Origin of the sequence: Pseudofrankia inefficax, assembly GCF_000166135.1 — a bacterium.
GTDB lineage: Bacteria > Actinomycetota > Actinomycetes > Frankiales > Frankiaceae > Pseudofrankia > Pseudofrankia inefficax.
Genome location: NC_014666.1, coordinates 5,979,098 through 6,001,052, shown reverse-complemented (window position 1 = coordinate 6,001,052; position 21,955 = coordinate 5,979,098). Strand labels below are relative to the sequence as shown.

Annotated in this window: 15 protein-coding genes; 12 read left to right on the top strand and 3 right to left on the bottom strand. The window is 73.3% G+C overall.

Going from position 1 to position 21,955, the window contains the following annotated elements; genetic code table 11:
- Nucleotides 1-85: 85 nt before the first annotated feature.
- The gene (locus FRAEUI1C_RS24265; protein WP_013425998.1) at nt 86-1,072 is read right to left on the bottom strand and encodes a glycosyltransferase family 2 protein; all 987 of its coding nucleotides are present in this window, start codon (nt 1,070-1,072) and stop codon (nt 86-88) included.
- A gap of 666 nt (nt 1,073-1,738) precedes the next feature.
- Here FRAEUI1C_RS24265 and uvrA point away from each other — a divergent pair.
- The 4 genes from uvrA (at nt 1,739) to FRAEUI1C_RS24245 (ending at nt 9,331) form a co-directional block, all read left to right on the top strand.
- Nucleotides 1,739-4,642 (top strand): excinuclease ABC subunit UvrA, encoded by a 2,904-nt coding sequence (gene uvrA, locus FRAEUI1C_RS24260; protein ID WP_013425997.1) that lies wholly within the window; start codon nt 1,739-1,741, stop codon nt 4,640-4,642.
- Nucleotides 4,643-4,702: 60 nt separating this feature from the next.
- Nucleotides 4,703-7,762 carry a helix-turn-helix transcriptional regulator gene (locus FRAEUI1C_RS24255; RefSeq protein ID WP_013425996.1) on the top strand — a complete coding sequence of 1,020 codons (3,060 nt, stop codon included), beginning with the start codon at nt 4,703-4,705 and terminating at the stop codon, nt 7,760-7,762.
- 98 nt (nt 7,763-7,860) lie between these two features.
- On the top strand, nt 7,861-8,154 hold the full coding sequence (locus FRAEUI1C_RS24250) for a hypothetical protein (RefSeq protein ID WP_013425995.1): 294 nt from the start codon (nt 7,861-7,863) through the stop codon (nt 8,152-8,154).
- A 31-nt stretch (nt 8,155-8,185) separates the two neighbouring features.
- On the top strand, nt 8,186-9,331 hold the full coding sequence (locus tag FRAEUI1C_RS24245; RefSeq protein WP_013425994.1) for an FG-GAP repeat domain-containing protein: 1,146 nt from the start codon (nt 8,186-8,188) through the stop codon (nt 9,329-9,331).
- A gap of 17 nt (nt 9,332-9,348) precedes the next feature.
- On the opposite strand, the gene FRAEUI1C_RS24240 is transcribed toward FRAEUI1C_RS24245, so the two are convergent.
- Together FRAEUI1C_RS24240 and FRAEUI1C_RS24235 are read right to left on the bottom strand one after the other, a co-directional pair.
- The gene (locus tag FRAEUI1C_RS24240) at nt 9,349-9,864 is read right to left on the bottom strand and encodes an NUDIX hydrolase (RefSeq protein WP_013425993.1); all 516 of its coding nucleotides are present in this window, start codon (nt 9,862-9,864) and stop codon (nt 9,349-9,351) included.
- A 28-nt stretch (nt 9,865-9,892) separates the two neighbouring features.
- On the bottom strand, nt 9,893-10,306 hold the full coding sequence (locus FRAEUI1C_RS24235; protein WP_013425992.1) for an SsgA family sporulation/cell division regulator: 414 nt from the start codon (nt 10,304-10,306) through the stop codon (nt 9,893-9,895).
- Nucleotides 10,307-11,145: 839 nt separating this feature from the next.
- Between FRAEUI1C_RS24235 and uvrC the strand changes: the two genes are divergently transcribed.
- From uvrC to FRAEUI1C_RS24195, 8 genes are all read left to right on the top strand, one after another.
- Nucleotides 11,146-13,653, top strand: a complete 2,508-nt coding sequence (uvrC, locus tag FRAEUI1C_RS24230) for an excinuclease ABC subunit UvrC (RefSeq protein WP_013425991.1) — start codon at nt 11,146-11,148, stop codon at nt 13,651-13,653.
- Complete coding sequence (gene rapZ / locus FRAEUI1C_RS24225) at nt 13,650-14,534, top strand: RNase adapter RapZ (protein ID WP_013425990.1); 885 nt, start codon at nt 13,650-13,652, stop codon at nt 14,532-14,534. Before uvrC ends, rapZ begins: the two co-directional genes overlap by 4 nt.
- A 5-nt stretch (nt 14,535-14,539) precedes the next feature.
- On the top strand, nt 14,540-15,919 hold the full coding sequence (locus FRAEUI1C_RS24220) for a uridine diphosphate-N-acetylglucosamine-binding protein YvcK (RefSeq protein WP_013425989.1): 1,380 nt from the start codon (nt 14,540-14,542) through the stop codon (nt 15,917-15,919).
- 5 nt (nt 15,920-15,924) lie between these two features.
- The gene (gene whiA, locus FRAEUI1C_RS24215; RefSeq protein ID WP_013425988.1) at nt 15,925-16,911 is read left to right on the top strand and encodes a DNA-binding protein WhiA; all 987 of its coding nucleotides are present in this window, start codon (nt 15,925-15,927) and stop codon (nt 16,909-16,911) included.
- 141 nt (nt 16,912-17,052) lie between these two features.
- Entirely contained in the window at nt 17,053-18,063 is a 1,011-nt protein-coding gene (gap, locus tag FRAEUI1C_RS24210; protein WP_013425987.1) for a type I glyceraldehyde-3-phosphate dehydrogenase, read from the top strand.
- A gap of 250 nt (nt 18,064-18,313) precedes the next feature.
- A complete protein-coding gene (locus tag FRAEUI1C_RS24205) occupies nt 18,314-19,528 on the top strand; it encodes a phosphoglycerate kinase (RefSeq protein ID WP_013425986.1) in 1,215 nt (404 codons plus the stop codon).
- 4 nt (nt 19,529-19,532) lie between these two features.
- Entirely contained in the window at nt 19,533-20,375 is an 843-nt protein-coding gene (gene tpiA, locus FRAEUI1C_RS24200) for a triose-phosphate isomerase (protein WP_013425985.1), read from the top strand.
- A gap of 507 nt (nt 20,376-20,882) precedes the next feature.
- Nucleotides 20,883-21,866, top strand: a complete 984-nt coding sequence (locus FRAEUI1C_RS24195) for an ABC transporter permease (protein ID WP_013425984.1) — start codon at nt 20,883-20,885, stop codon at nt 21,864-21,866.
- Nucleotides 21,867-21,955: the final 89 nt, after the last annotated feature.

Below are 21,955 nucleotides of genomic sequence, written 5' to 3'. Positions count from 1 at the left end.
GTCCCGGTTCTCGTCCCCGTCATTCTTCCCGCCGGGCCGGGGCTTGGTGCCAGCACCCGGCAGACTTCGCCGCCCGGCGCGCCGGTCAGCCCAGGGAAGCGGAGCCGGCGCCAGGTCCCGGCCCGGCGTCCAGCGCCGCGAGCCTGCGCCGGGTCGGCGCCGGGACCGCGTGCCATCGTGACCGCACCGCCGGCTCCCAGCCTGGCCAGAGCGTCCCCTGGAGCATCCCGACCAGGATCTGGACGCCGCGGGTGGCGTCTGGCCACCGTCCGGTGACCAGTTTGCGCGCGACGAGCACGACCAGCTGCGCCGCGTGCACCAGCAGCCAGCCACGGCCGGTGGAGCCGCGGTGGCGTCGGGCGTACGGCACGGCCGCGCGGCCCAGCTCGCGCTGCAGCTCGGTGGCCCGCCCGGCGGTGGCGCCGCCGGTGTGACACACCGGCCAGGCGCCGTCGCACCAGCCGATCCGGCCGCCGGCGGCGAGCAGCCGGGCGAACAGGTCGGTCTCCTCGTAGTAGAGCCAGAAGGTCGGGTCGAACCCGCCGATCCGCAGGAACATGTCGGTTCGAATCGCGAAGAACGCGCCGACCGGATAGCGCAGCGCCGGCCAGCGCGCAATGGCCGCGGCTTCGCCGCGCACCGCGGTGAACGCGCTGGTCCTTCTGTTCGGCAGCACCGCGGTCGAACGACCGGGACCGCCGTCATCCGTGCACACTCCAAATCCGAGCACATCAACATCGGCGGGAGCCTGCGCGAGAAGTTTCGGCAGCATTTCCCGGGTGTCATCGGGGATGGTCACGTCGCTGTTCACGACCAGGACCCAGTCCGGTCGTCGGACCTGTTCAGGCTCGTCGAGCGTGTGTCGGACGGCGAGGTTGACCGCGGTGCCGTAGCCGATGTTGCCGTGGCCCTGGTAGACGCGCACACCATCGGGCGCGTCGTGGTGCGAGTGGCCAGGCTGGTTCTCGACCAGGGCGACCCGGCAGCCCGCCAGGCCGGCGAGGGTGCTGAGGAGCCCGGACAGGTGCGGCGAGCCGCCGTGCGAGACGACCACGGCGAGGAGGATGTGCATGATGTCCGCTCTTCGGGGCGCGGGCCGGCCCGCGCATCATCTGGATAAAGGCGGCTGACGAGCCGTCCCGGGCCACCGTAGCCAGACGATCCGAACGTTCTCCAGTAATGCGAACCGGCGAGTCGCGACGCAACAGGTGTTGCCCTCCGCCATGCATGATCGAGGAATTCGCCGGTTAACACAAAGGCCTTCCTGGGTCATCGCCGGGGGTCATTCCGCGTCGCGCCGGCGGGCGTCCTCGAAGGTGGGCGGACGGTGCCGCGGGCGGATTCTGGCCCGGGCGGACGCCGCGCTCCGGGCGTGACGGGACGGCGCCGTGGCATCCAGTGGCCCCGGGCCGCCCCTCGCCGGGACCGGTCGCCGGTGCTCGCTACTATCGAACGAGCGTTCGGCGAAGCCCAGTGGTAGCGGGTGGCGCATCGTCCGGCCGAGAAGTGTCAGACCCCATCCGTACGCTGGGACTACCGCTGCGCGGACAGGGGTTGTTCGGTCACGGGTGTGCCGCGCGACGGTCAGGCGGGGACGAGGTCTGGGCGGTGCCCGCGGGGTCCCGGCGGACGTCGGCCCGCGGACGGGGCCGGGACGACCCAGAGGCCCAGCTGGCCGTCGGGCCCGCACCGCGGCGCCAGGAGCGATACGGAACCGACAGGACGTGAGGAAACCCAGATGACGGACCGGCTCGTCGTACGGGGCGCGCGCGAGCACAACCTGCGGGACGTGGACCTCGACCTGCCGCGCGACGGGCTGATCGTCTTCACGGGGCTGTCCGGCTCCGGGAAGTCCAGCCTGGCGTTCGACACGATCTTCGCCGAGGGGCAGCGCCGCTACGTCGAGTCGCTCTCGGCCTATGCGCGCCAGTTCCTGGGCCAGATGGACAAGCCCGACGTCGACTTCATCGAGGGCCTGTCCCCGGCGGTCTCGATCGACCAGAAGTCGACCAACCGCAACCCGCGCTCGACGGTCGGGACGATCACCGAGGTCTACGACTACCTGCGCCTGCTGTTCGCGAGGGCGGGGCGGCCGCACTGCCCCAAGTGCGGCCGGCCGATCTCCAGGCAGACCCCGCAGCAGATCGTCGACCGCCTGATGGAGCTGCCCGAGGGCACCCGGTTCCAGGTGCTCGCGCCGATGATCCGCGGCCGCAAGGGCGAGTACGTCGACCTGTTCGGCGAGCTCCAGACCTCCGGTTTCGCCCGGGCCCGGGTCGACGGGACGGTCATCCAGCTCACCGACCCGCCGAAGCTGGAGAAGCAGAAGAAGCACACGATCGAGGTCGTCGTCGACCGGCTCGCGATCAAGGAGACGGCCAAGCGCCGGCTGACCGACTCGGTCGAGACCGCGCTGCGCCTGGGCAACGGCCTGGTGCTCGTCGACTTCGTCGACCGGGACCCCAAGGACGAGGACCGCGAGCGGATGTACTCCGAGCACCTCGCCTGCATGTTCGACGACCTGTCGTTCGAGGAGCTGGAGCCGCGCTCGTTCTCGTTCAACACGCCTTACGGCGCCTGCCCCGAGTGCACGGGCCTGGGCACCCGCAAGGAGGTCGACCCGGAGCTCGTCATCACCGACCCGACGCTGTCGCTCGCCGAGGGCGCGATCGGCCCCTGGTCGGGTGGGCACAACAAGGAGTACTTCGAGCGGCTGCTGAGCGCGCTCGCCGAGGACCTGCACTTCAAGATGGACACCCCGTGGGAGGGGCTGCCCGAGCGGGCCCGCAAGGCGGTGCTGCACGGCAGCGGCGAGACCGAGATCCACGTCGGCTACACCAACCGGTACGGCCGCAAGCGCTCGTACTACACGGCCTTCGAGGGCGTGATCCCGTTCCTGGAGCGCCGGCAGCGCGAGGCCGAGTCGGACACGAGCCGGGAGCGCTACGAGGGCTACATGCGTGACGTGCCCTGCCCGGGGTGCCGGGGCGCGCGGCTGAAGCCGGAGACGCTCGCCGTCACCGTCGGCGGGCACTCGATCGCCGAGGTCGCGGGCCTGTCGATTCGCGAGTGCGCCGAGTTCCTCGCGACGCTGGAGCTGACGGAGCGAGAGCAGTCGATCGCCGGCCGGGTGCTCAAGGAGATCGACGCCCGGCTCGCGTTCCTGCTCGACGTAGGGCTGGACTACCTCTCGCTCGACCGGTCGGCCGGGACGCTGGCCGGCGGGGAGGCGCAGCGGATCCGGCTGGCGACCCAGATCGGCTCCGGCCTCGTCGGCGTGCTGTACGTCCTCGACGAGCCGTCGATCGGCCTGCACCAGCGAGACAACCGCCGCCTGATCCGCACGCTGGTCCGGCTGCGCGACCTGGGCAACACGCTGATCGTCGTCGAGCACGACGAGGACACGATCCTGGCGTCCGACTGGGTCGTCGACATCGGCCCCGGCGCCGGCGAGCACGGCGGGCGGGTCGTCGTCTCCGGGCCGGTGTCCGACCTGCTGGCGAGCGAGGAGTCGCTGACCGGCGCGTACCTGTCCGGGCGGCGCTCGATCGCCGTGCCCGCGGTCCGCCGGCCGGTCACGAAGGGCAAGATGCTCACGGTCCACGGCGCCCGGGAGCACAACCTGCGCGACGTCACCGTGTCGTTCCCGCTCGGCTGCCTGGTCGCGGTGACCGGCGTGTCCGGCTCGGGCAAGTCGACGCTGGTCAACGACATCCTGGCCGCGGTGCTGGCGAACAAGCTCAACGGCGCCCGCGAGGTCCCCGGCCGGCACCGGACCGTCTCCGGCCTCGACCACCTGGACAAGGTCGTCCGCGTCGACCAGTCGCCGATCGGGCGCACCCCGCGCTCGAACCCGGCGACCTACACCGGCGTGTTCGACCACATCCGGCGCCTGTTCGCCGAGACCACCGAGGCGAAGGTCCGCGGCTACCTGCCGGGCCGGTTCTCGTTCAACGTCAAGGGCGGCCGCTGCGAGGCCTGCTCCGGCGACGGCACGATCAAGATCGAGATGAACTTCCTGCCGGACGTCTACGTGCCCTGCGAGGTCTGCGCCGGTGCCCGGTACAACCGGGAGACGCTGGAGGTCCACTACAAGGGCAAGAGCATCGCCGAGGTCCTCGACATGCCGATCGAGGAGGCCGCGGAGTTCTTCGCCGCCGTCCCGGCCATCGCCCGCCACCTGCGGACCCTCGACGAGGTAGGGCTCGGCTACGTCCGGCTCGGCCAGTCGGCGCCGACGCTGTCCGGCGGGGAGGCCCAGCGGGTGAAGCTCGCCTCCGAGCTGCAGCGCCGGTCCACCGGCCGCACCGTCTACGTCCTCGACGAGCCGACCACCGGCCTGCACTTCGAGGACATCCGCAAGCTGCTCGGCGTGCTCGGGCGCCTGGTCGACGCGGGCAACACGATCCTCGTCATCGAGCACAACCTCGACGTCATCAAGACCGCCGACTGGATCATCGACATGGGGCCCGAGGGCGGCAGCGGTGGCGGCCGGGTCGTCGCCGAGGGGCCGCCGGAGGCCGTCGCCGCGAACCAGGCCAGCCATACGGGGGTCTTCCTGCGCGAGATCTTCGAGGGCCGGGCCGAGAAGTCGGCGCACGCGGACGCGGCCGTCCTCACCGCCACCATCGGGGCGGCCTGACCGGCCACCGGTCGGCGAGTGGTGCTTTCCGGGTGGCGGCCGGCGCGGGATTCTGACGGGGTGGACGGAGAGGCGGGACCGCGGCGCGGCGGCGTGCTGCCTGCCGACGGTCTGGTCGGGCGCGGGCGAGAGGTCGCGGCGCTGCGCGGGTGGCTGGACGAGGCGCGGGGCGGGGCCGGCCGGCTGGTGCTGTGCGCGGGCGAGCCGGGGATCGGGAAGACGAGGCTGGCGCGGGAGTTCGCCGGCATGGCGCTGGCCGGCGGGTGCGCGGTCGCCTGGGGGCGTTGCGCCGAGGCCGCCGGGGCGCCGGCGTTCTGGCCGTGGCGGCAGGTACTGCGTTCGCTCGGCATCGCCCCTGATCCGGTGCTTGGCAGTGGTTCCGCCGGCCCAGACGGCGAGGCGGCGCCCGAGGATCGGTTCCGGGTGCTCGACGGGGTGGCCGACGCGGTCGCCACCGTCGCCGCGCGGGGAGGCCTGACGGTCATCCTCGACGACATCCACTGGTCCGATGAGCCGTCGCTGCTCGTACTTCGTCATCTCGCGGACCAGGTCGCCGATGCCGAGTTGGTCGTCTTCGCCGCGTTCCGGGACCGGGAGCCTTCCGACGTGCTGGCCAGGGTGCTGCCGGACCTGCTGCGTTCGCCGGCCGCGGCGCGCCTGGACCTGCGTGGGTTCGACCTGGCCGAGGTCCGGGACCAGCTACGGCGGATGGCCGACCCTCGGCGGCCTGGCGCGCCCGCGCCCAGTCCGCCCGTCGAGCCCGCCGGCGACCGGGAACCTGGCGGCGACCGGCCGCCCGGTGCCGACGAGACGGCGCGGGTGGTGCTCGGGGTCACGGCCGGGAACCCCCTGTTCGTGCGGGAGATCGGGCGGGCAGTCGCCGACGGGACCTGGCGGCCGGACCGGCCGCCGCGCAGCGTGCTCGATGTCGTCGCCGCCCGGCTCGAACGGGTCGGCCCCGGCTGCCGGCGGCTGGTGCAGGCGGCGGCCATCGTCGGGCGGCGTTTCGGGATCGGACTGGTCGCCTCGGTGCTCGCCGAGCCCGTCGACGCGTGCCTGACGTTCGCGGACGAGGGGGTCGGGCACGGCCTGCTCGACCGGCTGGGCGCGGGCGAGTTCCAGTTCACGCACGCGCTGACCAGGGACGCCGTCGAGGCATCGCTCGCGGGCGCGGCGACGGCCGCTTTGCACCGCGCGGCCGCGTCCGCGCTCGCGGAGCGGTTCGCGGACGACCTCTCCGACCATCTCGCCGACATCGCGCGGCACTGGGCACAGCTCGCCCCGCACGGCCCGGCGGAGGCCTCGGCGGCGCGGGCCTGGTCGGCGCGCGCGGCCGAGGAGGCGGTGCGCCGGCTCGCCTATGCGGAGGGCGTCCGGCTCTACCGGGCCGCGCTGGCGTTCGACCGGGGCGCGATGGCCGGCGCCGAACGGTGCCGACTGCTGGTCGCGCTCGGCAGGGCCGCGTACCTGGCCGGCGACCTGGCGGGCTGCGTCGACGCCGCGACGCGCGCGGCCGAGGCCGGCAGGGCGGCTGGCAGCCCGGAACTGGTCGCCGAAGCGGCACTGGTGCTGGAGGCGGCGCCGGGCCAGGGCGTCAACGCGGTCGCCGACCGGCTCTGCGAGGAGGCGCTCGCCGGCCTCGGCGCCCCGGCGCCGGTCGGCGAAGGGGCCGGAGACGACGAGGCGGCGCGCCGGGCGTCGGCACTGCGGGCCCGGCTGCTGGCGCAGCGCGCCCACCTGGCGTTCTACGGTGGCGCGCAGGACCGGTTGGACGACCTGAGTGCCACGGCGCTCGCGCAGGCCCGCGCGTCGGGCGACGACCAGGCGCTTGGCGAGGCGCTGCGCGCCCGGCAGGAGGCCTGTCCCGGGCCGGCCGGCCGCGCCGAACGCCTCGAGATCGCGAGCGAGATGCTCGCTCTGGCCAGGCGGACAGGCGGTGCCCGGTCCGCGATGTGGGGCGAGCTGTGGCGGATCGAGGCGCTGCTGGAGAGCGGGCTCGCCTCGGCCGCGGCCGAGGAGCTCACCGGGCTGCGCGCCGCCGTCGAGCGGGTGGGTGGGCCCGTCAGCGCCTGGCACCTGGACCGGGCCACCGCCTGCGTCGCCCAGACCCAGGGGCGCTACGGCGAGGCACAGACCGCCGCCCGGCGGGGGTTCGACCGGATGCGGGCTGTCGAGCCGGCACCGGCCGGCGGCGCCTACATGGCCATGCTGTGCGCGCTCGCGGGCCACGTCGGCCTGAGCGCGGACGCCGAGCGGTTCGCCCGCGAGCCGTTCGACGGCCCGCCCCGGTTCCGGACCATGGCGCCCCTCACGCGGGCCGTCCTGTTCGTGTTCGCGGGGTTCCCGGAGGACGCGGCGGCTGCCTACCAGCTGGCCGGCCCTCCCGACTCGTGGTCGCTGCCGGCGTTCTTCGTCGTCCCCGGGCACGTGTCGGCGGTGCTGGCGACCGCCGGCCTGGTCACCGCGGGGCTCGGCCGGCCCGACGAGCTCGCGGAGCTGCTCCGCCGGCTGTCGGCCTTCCGGGGCGAGCACGTGATCGGCGGCGGGGTCGCCTACCTGGGGCCGACGGAGCTTGCGCTCGGGCGCGGCGCGCTCGCGCTCGGCCTGCTCGACGGGGCCTGGGCTGGCGGGGCCTGGGCTGGCGAGGGCTGGCTCGACGCGGCCGTTGACGACCTGGCCGTCGCCGCGGATCGGGCCGACCGGGCCGCGGCGCCCGGCTTCGCCGCCGAGGCGCGCTACCACCTGGCCACCGCGCTGCGCGCCCGCGCCGCGCCCGGCGACCGGGAGCGAGCCGCGGCAGCGGCCCGGGACGCCGACCGGGTCGCGCGAGCCCTCGGCATGACGGCGTACCTCGACCGCACGGCGGCGCTCGTCGCCGAGCTCGGCGACGGTGCCGAGCGGGCCTCGGACCTGCGCGCCCGCGTGCTCAGCCCGCGGGAGGAGCAGGTCGCCCGGCTGGTCGCCGACGGGTTGACCAACCGCCAGATCGCCGCCCGGCTCGTCATCTCGGAGCGCACCGCGCAGAACCACGTCCAGCACATCCTGACCAAGCTCGGCTTCAGCGCCCGCAGCCAGATCGCCACCTGGGTCGTGCGCGCGGTGAGTATGCGCGATGAGTAGTTCGGCGGATGGCGGCCGGGCCTGGCCCTCCTAATCTTCCCGTTGTCGGCTCCGGTCGCGGAGCCTTCAGGACCGAACGGGAATGTGGAGGAAAAGAAATGCAGTGGATGACCGTCGCCGTGCCGCCGTTCGCCAGCCTTGAGCAGGCCGACGCGGTGTTCGCCCAGCAGGACCCGATGCCCGACGGGCTCGTGGCGCGTTACGCCGGCACGGCGGCTGACGGCAGGATTCGCGTCGTCGCCCTCTGGGATTCCAAGGCGCACGCCGACCGGTTCTTCGCGAATACCCTCGGCCCCGCCCTCGCGCGCGCCCTTGGCCCCGAGCCGGCGGGTCTGCCGGAGGTCATCGGCATCGACGTCGCCCGCTCCTACGTCCGCCAGCCGGTCGCCTGACGGGCGAAGCCGGCGCGGTGGGGAGGGCGTCATGCGTGGTTGGCCGCGGCGATCTCTGATCTCCCGGGGTGTCCTGCTGCTGGCCGCGGCCATGGCCGTCATCCCGGGTGGCGCGGCGAAAGCCGCACCACCTGACAACTTGCCCCAGTGGCTGTCCGGACGCAGCGGAGACTTCAACGGTGACGGGCTCGACGACCTGATCACCTTCACCCGTGGCCCGGAGGCCGACGTGTGGGTCGCGCTGAACGGTGGCGGCGGGTTCGGGCCGGCCGAGAAGTGGCATGACAACTTCGCGGCCGGCACGGAGACACCGCTCGTCGGCGACTTCAATGGTGACGGCCGGGACGACATCGTCACCTTCACCTGTGGCAGCGGGATCTGGGTGGCGCTGAACATCCGGCTGCCGAGGCTTCAGCCGGCGGTCCGGACCTTCGGCGTGGCCGAGCGATGGAGCGACAGCCTTGGCTGCTCCAACTACGTCGTCGGCGACTTCAACGGTGACGGCCGCGACGACATCGCCTATGTCGGGTCGTTCGGGGGCGGAACGTCGGTGGCGCTCAGCACCGGCGCGGGATTCGGGGCAGCGGCGGAGTGGAACGCCTATGTGCCGGGCGCGCCGATCGAGGCGGGTGACGTCGACGGCGACGGGATGGACGACCTCGTCGGTTTCGACGTCGCCGGCAACGTGTGGGTGGCGCCGAGCAGGTGGTATTGGACGTCGCGGACCGGCCTCGTCCGGTATTTCGACGGGCCCTTCCTGCGCTATCGGCTGGAGCCGGCGACCTCGGACCACCGGACGGACCTGGTGGGCGACTTCGACGGCGACGGGCGCGACGACTTCGCTGACGTCCGCCAGTTGCCGGACGGCTCCGCCGACGTCGCGGTCATGCTCAGCGACGGCACCGGTTTCGTACCCGGAGCACCCCTGACGACCCTCGCTCTCGGCTCGGCCCTGTTCGGCGTCGGAAAGTTCTACGCGCCGGGCCGGGACGACCTGGTGATGTACACCGGCGTCTATTCCACGGCGGACACCCGGGTCTTCACCGCCCGCAGCGTTACCCTGGCGCCGCCGTTCCCGACGGGCGTCGGCTTCCTCCCGCCGGAGCAGCGCAGCGACTACTTCGCCGTCTATCACCAGGTCCCCATGGGGGCGACGTTCTGCTGCGGGCACGGCTGACCCGCCACCCCCGACGGCTAGCTGGCCGCCAGCGCGGCGAGGGCGGTGGTGACGAGGTGGCGCATGAGGTCCGGGTGCGTTCCCTGGTAGCGGGCCAGGAAGTCGGCGGGAGGCAGCAGGACACGCCCGGCTGACTCGTGGCCGCCTGTCCAGGGCTGGAGGCTCAGTACCCGGGCCGCGTAGATGAGCATGTAGGTGAGGTCGTCCGGTCCGAAGTAGTCCGACTCGACGACCTCGACGAGGAGGAGATCGGCCAGCTCGGCCCTGACCTCCTCCCACGTCTCCCGGCGGGCGGTCTGCTCGGGCGAGCCGTCGCCGCGCTGGACGTGGCCGCCGGGCAGGTCGACGCCGCGGGCGAGGTCCGCGAGCAGCAGCGTGCCGTCGTCGGTCACCGCGACCACCGCAGCGCTGGTCACCGCCTCGAAGGCGGGGGCGGCGGACGGTCCCAGGCAGGTGAGCCTGGACCCGGCGCCCTCCCGGCGAGGCGTCGGCCGACGGTCCTCGTGCGCATCCTGGGCGGTCGTGTCTGTCATCCAACCCGCCTTCGCCGCCGCGGGCGGGTCAGGCGCGGAGCAGGTCGTCGAGGACGGCGTCGAGTTCGCGCTCGGGGTGCTCCTGGCCGGCCGGGACGAGCCGCTCGGTCCGCTCCAGGAACGCGCGCAGGGACTCGGCCTCCAGGACGACGGTCGAGTGGCGGTCACCGTCGGTCAGCTCAAGGGTGACCTCGGCGCTGCCGGGAGCGGGGGTGAAACGCACGTCGCCGTCGCCGGTCGGTGCGTCCAGGCCGGCGCGCAGCGAGTCCCGGGGGGCTACCCAGTTGCCCTGCGGCAGGGCCGGGTGGTCCGGGCGGGAGACGAGGGCGAGGCTGACGGCCAACGGGTCGCAGGCACGCCAGGTGACAACGAGGACGGTGACCCGACCGCTCGTCGACGCGTCGTCGAGAACGAACTCGGTAGTGACGTCCAGACCCTGCACGGGTGGGTCCCTCCCTCGTGTGCCTACCCAGGCCGGCGCGCCGTTGTCTCCCAGCTCCTGAGTTTCCGAGTTGCTGAGTCGAGGGTCGCAGCGTCGGGTCCCAGGTGCCAGTTGGGGTGTCGAAGACCCCGCGACTGCCGGCGCTGATGTGCTTTCTGCTACGGCTGCGTGCGCGCGTGGAAACGGTCTGCTTCCGGTGCGCCGCCTGTGCTTGCGGTGAACAGGTGGAGAGCGTGGAACGGCTCTGTTGCCTGGCACGCCGTCGTGGTGCGGCGCGGTCGTGCGGAAAAGCCTGGCGCCGACGGCCACGGCGCCGTGGCGGCTGGTGCTGGTGGTGCCGACTCGCTGGTGGTGCTGGTGGCAGGTCGTGGGGACTCGCGAGGCGGTGCTGGTGGCAGGTGGTGCGGAGTTCGCGGACGGTTCGGTGGCAGGTTCGGACCGGACGCGCGATGCGCACTCGCGCAAGCACGCTACGTCCAAGGTTAAGGGGTCACAGGCCTTCGCGGGCGGGCGGGTCCGCTAACAGACAGGGAAAAACAGGCACGGAGACGCCGTCTTCGGAGGCGCGTCCACCGGTCGCGACCGGCCGGCCGGGCCGCCTGCCTGGGGAATCTGCCCGCGCCCCGGGACGGGGGTTCCGCGCAACTGTGACAGCCAGGTAACAGGTCGCGCGGCGGGGGCGGCTCACGGGGCCGCTCAGGCGCCCGAGGGGACACGGTGAGGACACGGAGTACCTCGGTTCGGGGGGCACCCCGTGACGAGCCTCGACGCTCTGCGTGATGGAATGGTTACGTGCAGGCGCTGTCTGACCGTGACGCTGACGGCCGTAGGCTCGACCTATGGCTGATCCGGCGTCCTACCGGCCCGCGCCGGGCTCGATTCCCGAGACCCCGGGCGTGTACCGATTCCGGGACCCCCATGGCCGCGTGCTCTACGTCGGCAAGGCCAAGAACCTGCGCGCCCGCCTCAACAACTACTTCACCGACGTCTTCGCCCTGCACCCTCGTACCCGCACGATGGTCACCACGGCGAGCTCGGTCGAGTGGACCGTCGTGTCCACCGAGGTCGAGGCCCTCGCGCTGGAGTACACCTGGATCAAGGAGTACGACCCGCGCTTCAACGTGCGCTACCGCGACGACAAGAGCTATCCGAGTCTCGCGGTGACGCTGCAGGAGGAGTTCCCCCGGCTCCAGGTCATGCGCGGGCCGAAGCGCAAGGGCGTGCGTTACTTCGGGCCGTACGCGCACGCGTGGGCGATTCGCGAGACGCTGGACCTGCTGCTGCGGGTCTTCCCCGCGCGCACCTGCTCCACCGGCGTCTTCAAGCGCGCCGGCCAGGTCGGCCGGCCGTGCCTGCTGGGCTACATCGACCGCTGCAGCGCGCCCTGCGTCGGGCGGGTGACTCCGGACGAGCACCGCCAGATCGTCGACGACTTCTGCGACTTCATGGCGGGCCAGACCGGCCGGTTCCTGCGCCGGCTGGAAGACGAGATGCGCGCGGCCGCCGACGCCCAGGACTACGAGCGGGCGGCCCGGCTGCGCGACGACGCCGGCGCGCTGCGCCGGGCGATGGAGAAGCAGGCCGTCGTGCTGGCCGACGGCACCGACGCCGACGTCGTGGCCTTCGCGCAGGACGAGCTGGAAGCGGCCGTCCAGGTCTTCTACGTGCGCGGCGGCCGGGTCCGCGGCCAGCGCGGCTGGGTCGTCGACAAGCTCGCCGACGTCACCACCGCCGACCTGGTCGAGCAGTTCCTCACCCAGGAGTACCTGGGCGACAAGGACCTGGGCGACATCGAGCTCGGCGACCTGAGCCCGGCCCGGCCGGGTCCCGGGGCGACGGCGGCGCCGGCCGAGACGGCCGGCGCCGAGGACGCCGCCGGCGTGCTCCGCCGCGGCCGCCCCTCCCGGGCCGGCGCCGCGCCGGACGCCGTGCGTGGCGTGGGCGGCCGGCACGCGGACATCCCCCGCGAGGTGCTCGTCCCCGAGCTGCCCACCGACGCCGACGCCGTCGGCGAGCTGCTCGCCCGGTACCGCGGCGGTCGGGTCGAGGTGCGGGTCCCGCAGCGGGGCGACAAGCGCACCCTCATGGAGACGGTCGAGCGCAACGCCAAGCAGGCACTCGTCCTGCACCGCACGAAGCGGGCCAGTGACCTGACCGCCCGCAGCCTGGCGCTCGCCGAGCTGCAGGAGACGCTCGGCCTCGCCGAGGCGCCGCTGCGGATCGAGTGCTTCGACGTCTCGCACACCCAGGGCCAGGACGTCGTCGCCAGCATGGTGGTCTTCGAGGACGGCGTCGCCCGCAAGTCCGAGTACCGCCGGTTCACCATCCGGGGCGCCGCGCGCCGGGACGGGAACGAGCAGGACGACACAGCGAGCATGTACGAGACGGTCAGCCGCCGGTTCTCCCGGTACCTGGCCGAGCTGTCCCGCACCGGGGAGCTACCCGGCACCGACCAGGACGCGCCCGCGGACGGCAGTGCCGGCGCGGCGGCGGGGGCCGAGGGGACGGACGGCCCCGAGCCGCTGGTCGTCGACGGCAGGCCGCGCCGGTTCGCCTACCCGCCGAACCTCGTCGTCGTCGACGGCGGCCCACCGCAGGTCGCCGCGGCGGCCAGGGCACTGGCCGACCTGGGGATCGACGCGGGGCCCGGTGGCGTCGCGCTGTGCGGACTGGCCAAGCGGCTGGAGGAGGTATGGCTCCCGGACGACCCGGACCCGGTGATCCTGCCGCGGACCAGCGAGGCGCTCTACCTGCTGCAGCGGGTCCGCGACGAGGCACACCGGTTCGCGATCACCTTCCACCGCCAGAAGCGGTCGGCCTCGATGACCTCGTCGCTGTTGGACGGCGTCCCCGGCCTCGGCGAGACCCGGCGCAAGGCGCTGCTGAAGACGTTCGGCTCGGTGGCGAAGCTGCGCGCGGCGAGCGCGGAGGAGATCTCGACCGTGCCGGGGATCGGCCCGCGGACCGCCGCGGCGATCGTGGCCGCGTTGGCGACGAGCGGGCCTGGCACCCCCGGCGCCCCGGCACCCGCCGTCGACCCACTGACCGGCGAGATCCTCGAGACGCCGTCCGGAGCGGCGCCGCCCACGGCACCGGGAGGTCCCGCCGAGCGGCGCCCGACTCCGGCCGGGCGGCCGAAATCGGCCGGAAAGGCAACGTCCACGGGGAGCAGAGCGTCGGTTCCGGATGCGGGAGCGCCGGCGCCCGCCGACGCGGCCGCCGGTTCCGGCCCGGTGGACGGGGCCTCCAGAGTCAACGGGGCCTCCAGAGTCAACGGGGCCTCCAGAGTCACTGAGGCTTCCAGAGTCAATGGAGAACACGCGGTGACAAGGGGGAACACGCCATGACCAGCACCGCGACCAGTGCCTCGACGCTGGATCTCGCGATCATCACCGGACTGTCGGGGGCCGGCCGCAGCACCGCGGCCAAGTGCCTGGAGGACCTCGGCTGGTTCGTCGTCGACAACCTGCCCCCCGCGCTGCTCTCGACGATGGCCGAGCTCGGCCGTCGCTCCGGCGGCGGCGTGAGCCGGATCGCCGTCGTCGTCGACGTCCGTGGCCGGGCGTTCTTCGCCGACCTGCGGGCGGCGATCGACGCGCTCGACGCCGGCGGCATGCGGCCGCGGGTGCTGTTCCTGGAGGCGAGCGACGACGCGCTGATCCGCCGGTTCGACCACGTCCGGCGGCCGCACCCGCTGCAGGGCGCGGACCGGGTCGTCGACGGGATCAGCCGGGAGCGGACCCAGCTCGCCGAGCTGCGGGGCGAGGCCGACCTGGTGCTCGACACCACCGACCTCAACGTCCACGAGCTGCGCTCGAAGATCGACGCGGCGTTCGGCCAGCCGGGCGGTAACCGGCTCAACGCCACCGTCGTCTCGTTCGGCTACCGCTACGGCCTGCCGCTGGACGCGGACCTGGTCGCCGACTGCCGGTTCCTGGCCAACCCGCACTGGGTCGAGGCGCTGCGGCCGTTCACCGGCCGTGACCCACAGGTCCGCGACTACGTTCTCGACCAGCCGGGGGCTCAGGACTTCATCGACCGGTACGCCGAGCTGCTGCGGCTGGTCGGCGACGGCTACCTGCGGGAGGGCAAGCGGTACCTGACGCTGGCCGTCGGCTGTACCGGTGGGCGGCACCGCAGTGTGGCCGTCGCCGAGGAGCTCGGCGCCCGGCTGGCCGCGACCGGCGTCGGTGTCCAGGTCGTGCACCGTGACCTGGGCCGGGAGTGACGCCGGTGCCAAACTCCGCCGACCACGGTCGCCCCGACGCCCGTGAGCCCGCCGCCGGTCGGGACGACGCGGCCGGATGGCCGGGCTCCGTGCCCGCCGGGGCGGCCGGTCCCGGCCCGGCCGTCGTCGCGTTCGGCGGCGGGCACGGTCTCGCGGCCTCGCTGGCGGCGTTGCGGCGGCTCACCGACCGGCTCACCGCCGTCGTCACCGTCGGCGACGACGGTGGCTCGTCGGGCCGGCTGCGCGCCGAGCTGGGCGCGCTCCCGCCGGGCGACCTGCGGATGGCGCTCGCGGCACTGGCCGGCCCCGACCCGTGGTCGCGGTCCTGGACCGAGCTGTTCCAGCGCCGCTTCGCGGGGGACGGCCCGCTGGCCGGGCACGCCGTGGGCAACCTGGTGCTGGCCGCGCTCGCCGAGCACGTCGGCTCCCCGGTGGCCGCGCTGGAGCTCGCGGCCCAGCTGCTCGGGGTGCACGGCCGGGTGCTGCCGCTGTCGGAGGACGGCATCGACATCGTGGCCGAGGTCGCCGGCCTGGACCCGGCCGACCCGGCCGCGACCAGGCTGGTCCGCGGCCAGGTGGCGGTCGCGTCCACCGCGGGCGCGGTCTGCGAGGTCTGGGTCGAGCCGACCGAGCCGCGGGCCTGCGCGCCGGCCTGCGCCGCCGTCGAGGCGGCGGACTGGCTGATTCTCGGCCCGGGCTCGCTCTACACCAGCATGCTTCCGCATCTCCTCGTCCCCGAGATGCACAAGGCGATCACCGGCGCCGCCGCGCGCCGGCTGCTCGTGCTCAACCTGGTCGCGCAGCCGGGGGAGACCGAGGGTTTCACCCCCGAGGCGCACCTGCGGGTGCTCGCGCGGCACGCCCCCGGCCTGACCGTCGACGTGGTGCTCGCGGACCCGGCGGCCGTCCCGGACCCGGCGGAGCTCGCGGCGGCCGCCGCGGAGCTGGGCGCCAGGCTGCACCTGGCGCCGGTGCGCGCACCCGAGGCACCCGGCACGCACGATCCGGCGCTTCTCGCGGCGGCCTTCGAGGGCGTCTTCGCGGCCTACCGCGAGGACCCGCCCGCCCAGGCCGAGGCAGTACCGGCCGAGACAGGGCCGGCCGAGACAGGGCCGGCCGAGACAGGGCCGGCCGAGACAGGGCCGGCCGAGACAGGGCCGGCCGAGACAGGGCCGGCCGAGACGGCCGACGTGCCGGCGGCGCGGGCGACCCTGACCCCTGATTCCTCACCGGCCCCCCGCGGGCCTGGCCCGGCCGCGCAGCGGACCTCCTGGATCACCGGACTGCCCGACCGGCTCCGCCGGTCTGGCCGCACCGGCGCCGGTCCAGCGGGTACCCCGGGACCCCCCGACCCGCGGGTGACAGCCCGCGATCCCAAGGAGTGATCGGCGTGGCGGCGATGACGGCCACCGTGAAAGACGAGCTCAGCCGGCTGCGGGTCGCGAAACCCTGCTGCCGGCGCGCGGAGATGGCGGCACTGCTGCGGTTCGGCGGCGGCCTGCACATCGTCGGCGGCCGGATCGTCGTCGAGGCGGAGCTGGACACCGGGGCGACGGCGCGCCGGCTGCGCCGGGAGATCGCCGAGGTCTTCAGCTTCCCGTCGACGATCGCGGTACTCGCGGCGGGCGGCCTGCGCCGCTCGGTCCGCTACATCGTGCGGGTCGAGCGCGACGGCGAGCAGCTCGCCCGGTCGACCGGCCTGCTCGACCAGCGCGGCCGGCCGGTCCGCGGCCTGCCGCCGCAGGTCGTGACCGGCTCGGCCTGCGACGCGGCGGCGGCCTGGCGGGGCGCGTTCCTCGCGCACGGCTCGCTCACCGAGCCCGGCCGGTCCTGCTCGCTGGAGGTGACGTCGCCCGGCCCGGAGGCGGCGCTGGCGCTGGTCGGCGCGGCGCGCCGGCTCGGCGTCCAGGCCAAGAGCCGCGACGTCCGCGGCGTCGACCGGGTGGTGATCCGGGACGGCGACGCGATCAGCGCGCTGCTGACCAGGATCGGCGCGCACGACAGCCTGCTGGCCTGGGAGGAGCGGCGGATGCGCCGCGAGGTCCGGGCGACCGCCAACCGGCTGGCGAACTTCGACGACGCGAACCTGCGCCGCTCGGCGCGGGCGGCCGTCGCCGCCGGAGCCCGGGTGCAGGCCGCGATGAGGATCCTCGGCGACGACGCGCCGGAGCACCTGCTGGCCGCGGGCCGGCTGCGGCTGCAGCACGCGCAGGCGTCGCTGGAGGAGCTGGGCGCCCTCGCCGACCCGCCGCTGACCAAGGACGCCGTCGCCGGCCGGATCCGCCGCCTGCTCGCCCTCGCCGACAAGCGCGCCAACTCCCTCGGCATCCCCAACACCGAGGCCAGCGTCTCCCCGGAACTCCTGGAGAACGCCTGAGGCAACGGCGCGTGTGGCCTGGGACACCCTACGGAATCGGCCGCGTTGCGAGCCGAAGGGGGCTGCGGGCGGCCAAAGTCGTTAGGCTCTGTGCCTGCAACGGAAGATGACGTCGGCACATGAGGTAGGGAGTCCGCGGACGTGGCTACGCGAGTAGGAGTCAACGGTTTCGGTCGGATCGGCCGGAACTTCTGGCGGGCGCTGGCGGCGAGCAAGCAGGCAGGGCTCGAGGTGGTCGCCGTCAACGACCTCACCAACAACAAGACGCTGGCCCACCTGCTGAAGTACGACACGACCCTCGGCACCCTCGCCGAGACGGTCAGCGTCACCGACGGCGGTATCCAGGTGGGCGACACCACGATCAAGGTGCTGGCCGAGCGGGACCCGGCCGAGCTGCCCTGGGGCGAGCTGGGCGTCGACATCGTCATCGAGTCGACCGGACGCTTCACCGACCGCGACTCGGCCGCCAAGCACCTGGCCGCCGGCGCCAAGAAGGTCATCATCTCGGCCCCGGCCAAGGGCGAGGACCTGACCGTCGTCATGGGTGTGAACGACGACGCCTACGACCCGGCGACGCAGCACGTGCTGTCCAACGCGTCCTGCACGACGAACTGCGTGGCCCCGCTGGCCAAGGTCCTCGACGAGGCGTTCGGTATCGAGCGTGGCTTCATGACCACGATCCACGCCTACACCAACGACCAGGTCATCCTGGACTTCCCGCACAGCGACCTGCGCCGGGCCCGCGCCGCCGCGCAGAACATCATCCCGACCTCCACGGGCGCCGCGAAGGCCACCTCGCTGGTGCTGCCGCAGCTCAAGGGCAAGCTCGACGGCCTGTCGATGCGCGTCCCGGTGCTCGACGGCTCGGTCACCGACCTGGTCGTCAACCTGAAGACGTCGGCCAGCAAGGAAGAGATCAACGCGGCCTACCGGGCGGCGGCCGAGGGCCCGCTCAAGGGCTACCTCGTCTACACCGAGGACCCGATCGTCTCCTCCGACATCGTCGGCACCCCCGCCTCCTGCACCTTCGACTCGCTGCTGACCATGTCCTGGGGCCCCCAGGTCAAGGTCGTCGGCTGGTACGACAACGAGTGGGGCTACTCCAACCGCCTGGTCGACCTGACGGCCCTGGTCGCCTCCCGCTTGGGTTAAGAAGACCTGCTTGACGAGCCGCCCGGTGCCCCTCGGCACCGGGCGGCTCGTGTTCTGTTTCCCTTTTCCATCCGCTTTCCGATTCCGAAGCCACCCCGGCCCGAAGCCCGTTCGCGGCGGAGCGGACCTGCCGGATCGCTGGCGCGATCCGGCAGGAACCCCGGCGAGCCGGAGGTCCCGACCGGAGCGAAGCGAGGATCGGGGCCGGAGGCTCGCGCCCGGACGCCGCGAACCAAAGATACGGAGACACATGAGGACGATCGACGACCTGCAGGTCGCGGGGCACCGGGTGCTGGTCCGCAGCGATCTCAACGTGCCGCTGGACCGGTCCGGGGACAGCCCGCGGATCACCGATGACGGCCGGGTCCTGGCCAGCGCGCCCACGATCAGGGCCCTGGCCGAGCGGGGCGCCAAGGTGGTGGTCTGCTCGCACCTCGGCCGGCCCAAGGGCGAGTACGACGAGAAGTACTCGCTCGCCCCGGTGGCGGCCCGGCTGAGCGAGATCCTCGGCCAGCCGGTCACGTTCACCGGCACCGAGGGTTCCAACGACATCGCCGGTGACGCGGTCGCGGCCGTCGTGGCCGGGCTCGGCGACGGCGAGGTGGCGCTGCTGGACAACCTGCGCTTCCACCCGGGGGAGACCAGCAAGGACGCCGCGGTCCGGGCCGCGTTCGCCGACGACCTCGCGGCCCTCGCGGAGTTCTACGTCGGGGACGCCTTCGGCGCGGTGCACCGGGCGCACGCCAGCGTCGCCGACGTGCCCAAGCGGCTGCCGCACGCGGCCGGCGGGCTGGTGCTCGCCGAGCTGGAGGTGCTGCGCAAGCTGGCCGGTGACGCCCGCCGGCCGTACGTGGTGGTGCTCGGCGGCTCGAAGGTCTCCGACAAGCTCGGGGTGATCCGCGCGCTGCTGCCGAAGGTCGACGCGCTGCTGGTCGGCGGCGGTATGTGCTTCACGTTCCTGGCCGCGCAGGGCCACGGCGTCGGGGCTTCGCTGCTGGAGAGCGAGATGATCGACACCTGCAAGGACCTGCTCGCCGAGGGCGGCGACCGGATCGTGCTGCCGACCGACGTGGTGATCGCGGACCGGTTCGCGGCCGACGCCGCCACCGACGTCGTGCCGGCTGCCGGGATCCGGGACGGCTGGCTTGGCCTGGACATCGGTCCCTCGTCGACGGAGCTGTTCGCCGCCCGGCTGGCGGGCGCGGGGACGATCTTCTGGAACGGGCCGATGGGCGTGTTCGAGATGGCGCCGTTCGCGGCCGGCACGAAGGGCGTCGCGGAGGCGGTCGCGGCCCAGACCGGCGCCGGGGCCTTCACGGTCGTCGGCGGCGGTGACTCGGCCGCGGCGGTGCGCACCCTGGGCATCCCCGAGACGTCGTTCAGCCACATCTCCACGGGCGGCGGCGCGAGCCTGGAATTCCTCGAGGGCAAGTCGCTGCCCGGCATCGCCGCGTTGGAGGTCTGACCCGATGACTCCGCTGCGCCAGGGCCCGGCGACCGGCAAACAGCCCGCCGTCGCCCGCAAGTCCAAGGGCACCGGCCGCCAGACGCTGGTCGCCGGCAACTGGAAGATGAACCTCAACCACCTTGAGGCGATCGCCCTCGTCCAGAAGATCGCCTATGACCTGAAGCCGGCCGAGCTGGAGACCGTCGAGACGGTCATCTTCCCGCCGTTCATCGACCTGCGCAGCGTGCAGACCGCGATCGACGGGGACAAGCTCGCCATCGGCTACGGCGCCCAGGACCTCTCGCCGTTCGACTCCGGCGCGCACACGGGCGACGTGTCCGGGCCGATGCTGGCCAAGCTCGGCTGCGGCTACGTGATCGTCGGCCACTCCGAGCGGCGGACCGACCACCACGAGGACGACGCGCTGGTCGCGGCCAAGGTCGCCGCCGCCTACCGCAGTGGCCTGACGCCGATCGTCTGCGTCGGCGAGCACGAGGACGTCCGCGTGGCCGGCAACCACGTCGAGCACTGCCTGGCCCAGCTTGAGGGCTCGCTGGCCGGCCTGAAGCCGGCGCAGGCGAAGACGGTCGTCATCGCCTACGAGCCGGTCTGGGCGATCGGCACCGGCCGGACCGCGTCGGCCCAGGACGCCCAGGACATGTGCGCGGCGCTCCGGGAGCGGCTGGCCGGCCTGTTCGACGCGGAGCTCGCGGCCGGCATCCGGGTGCTCTACGGCGGCTCGGTCAAGGCGTCGAGCGCGGGCGAGCTGTTCACCATGCCGGACGTCGACGGCGGCCTGGTCGGCGGCGCGAGCCTGGTGGCGGAGGAGTTCACCGCGATCGTGCGCAGCGGCCCGCCGGCCTGAGCGCACCGAGAAATCCCCGAAGGTCCGGGCCGCGTCTGGTGGCCCGGACCTTCGTCGTTCCAGGTACTTTGCCCGCTTTGGGCGGCGTTTCGTCGTTTATCGTCCGGCCGCGTTCCAGTCCGCCGCGGCACGCGGACCGGTGAATACCCTTGAGGTTTGTAGTGTTTCTGTTGATGTGAACGGCGGGCCTCTCGCTGGTGCGCCGGAGTCGCTGGAACTGCTGGTCAGGGCCCTCTCTGCGGCCCGTCGGCGGCCAGATCGGCGTGCTACCAGGCGGTCCGATTGTTACGGGAGCGGGCTGCTCTGTCCCGCCCGGCGCGCGCGATCGGCGGCTGCCGTTCTCGCCCAGGTAACCCATCTGTTACATAACGGTCATCGTATGGCAAACGCGCAACGTTTCCTCAGCACTTCATAACATCCGCTATCCAGCCGGCCGCGCGAACGCTACCGTGCCACAGGTTCTTGCTTCAGGCGAAATGCGGTTTTCGCCTGCCCTGGAGGTGGTTCGTGGCGGTCCCGTTGCAGGTGGAGCCCACCGGGCGGGCCTTCGAAACGGCGGACACCAAGCCGGTCGCGGGCCGCTCGCTCTGGCGGATCGCCTGGTCTCGGCTCCGCAAGGACAAGGTGGCGCTCGGCAGCGCCGCCTTCGTCGTCCTGGTCGCCCTCGTCGCGATCCTGGCGCCGGTGATCTGCGCGATCCTCGGTGTGACGCCGGACGACCCGGACTACACCGCGCTCAACCTGACGACGGCGATGCCGGCCGGCAGCTTCGGCGGGATCAGCGCGCACCATCTCTTCGGAGTCGAGCCGACCAACGGCCGGGACGTGCTCGCCCGGGTCGTCTACGGTGCCCGGGTCTCGCTGCTGGTCGCCACGCTCGCGACCCTGCTGTCCGTCGTGCTCGGCACCGTGCTGGGCCTCGTCTCCGGCTACGTCGGCGGCTGGCTCGGCGGGCTGATCGCGCGGCTGATGGACCTGATGCTTGCTTTCCCGGTGCTGCTGTTCGCGATCGCGATCGTCGCGGTCATCCCGGACTCCGCGTTCGGCCTGAGCGGCGGGACCCTGCGGCTGGGCATCCTGATCTTCATCATCGGATTCTTCAGCTGGCCGTACATCGGACGGATCGTGCGCGGACAGGTGCTGTCCCTGAAGGAGAAGGACTTCATCGCGGCCGCGCGGGGCACTGGCGCCGGGCCCATTCGGATCATGTCGCACGAGCTGCTGCCGAACCTCGTCGCGCCGATCCTCGTCTACACCACGCTGATGATCCCGACGAACATCCTTTTCGAGGCGGCCCTGTCGTACCTCGGCGTCGGCGTCCGGCCGCCGACGGCGTCCTGGGGCGACATGCTCTCGACGGCCGCGTCCGGCTTCTACCGCGTCGACCCCATGTACATGGTCGTCCCCGGCGTCGCGATCTTCCTGACCGTACTGGCCTTCAACCTGCTCGGCGACGCCCTGCGGGACGCGTTCGACCCGCGCGGCGGCTGACTCTCCCGGTCCGCAAGCCGTCACTACCCGGAGCCCTCAACGTCGCGGGCTCGGGCTGGGCACCCAGGACCGTCCATGGCCCATCCCGG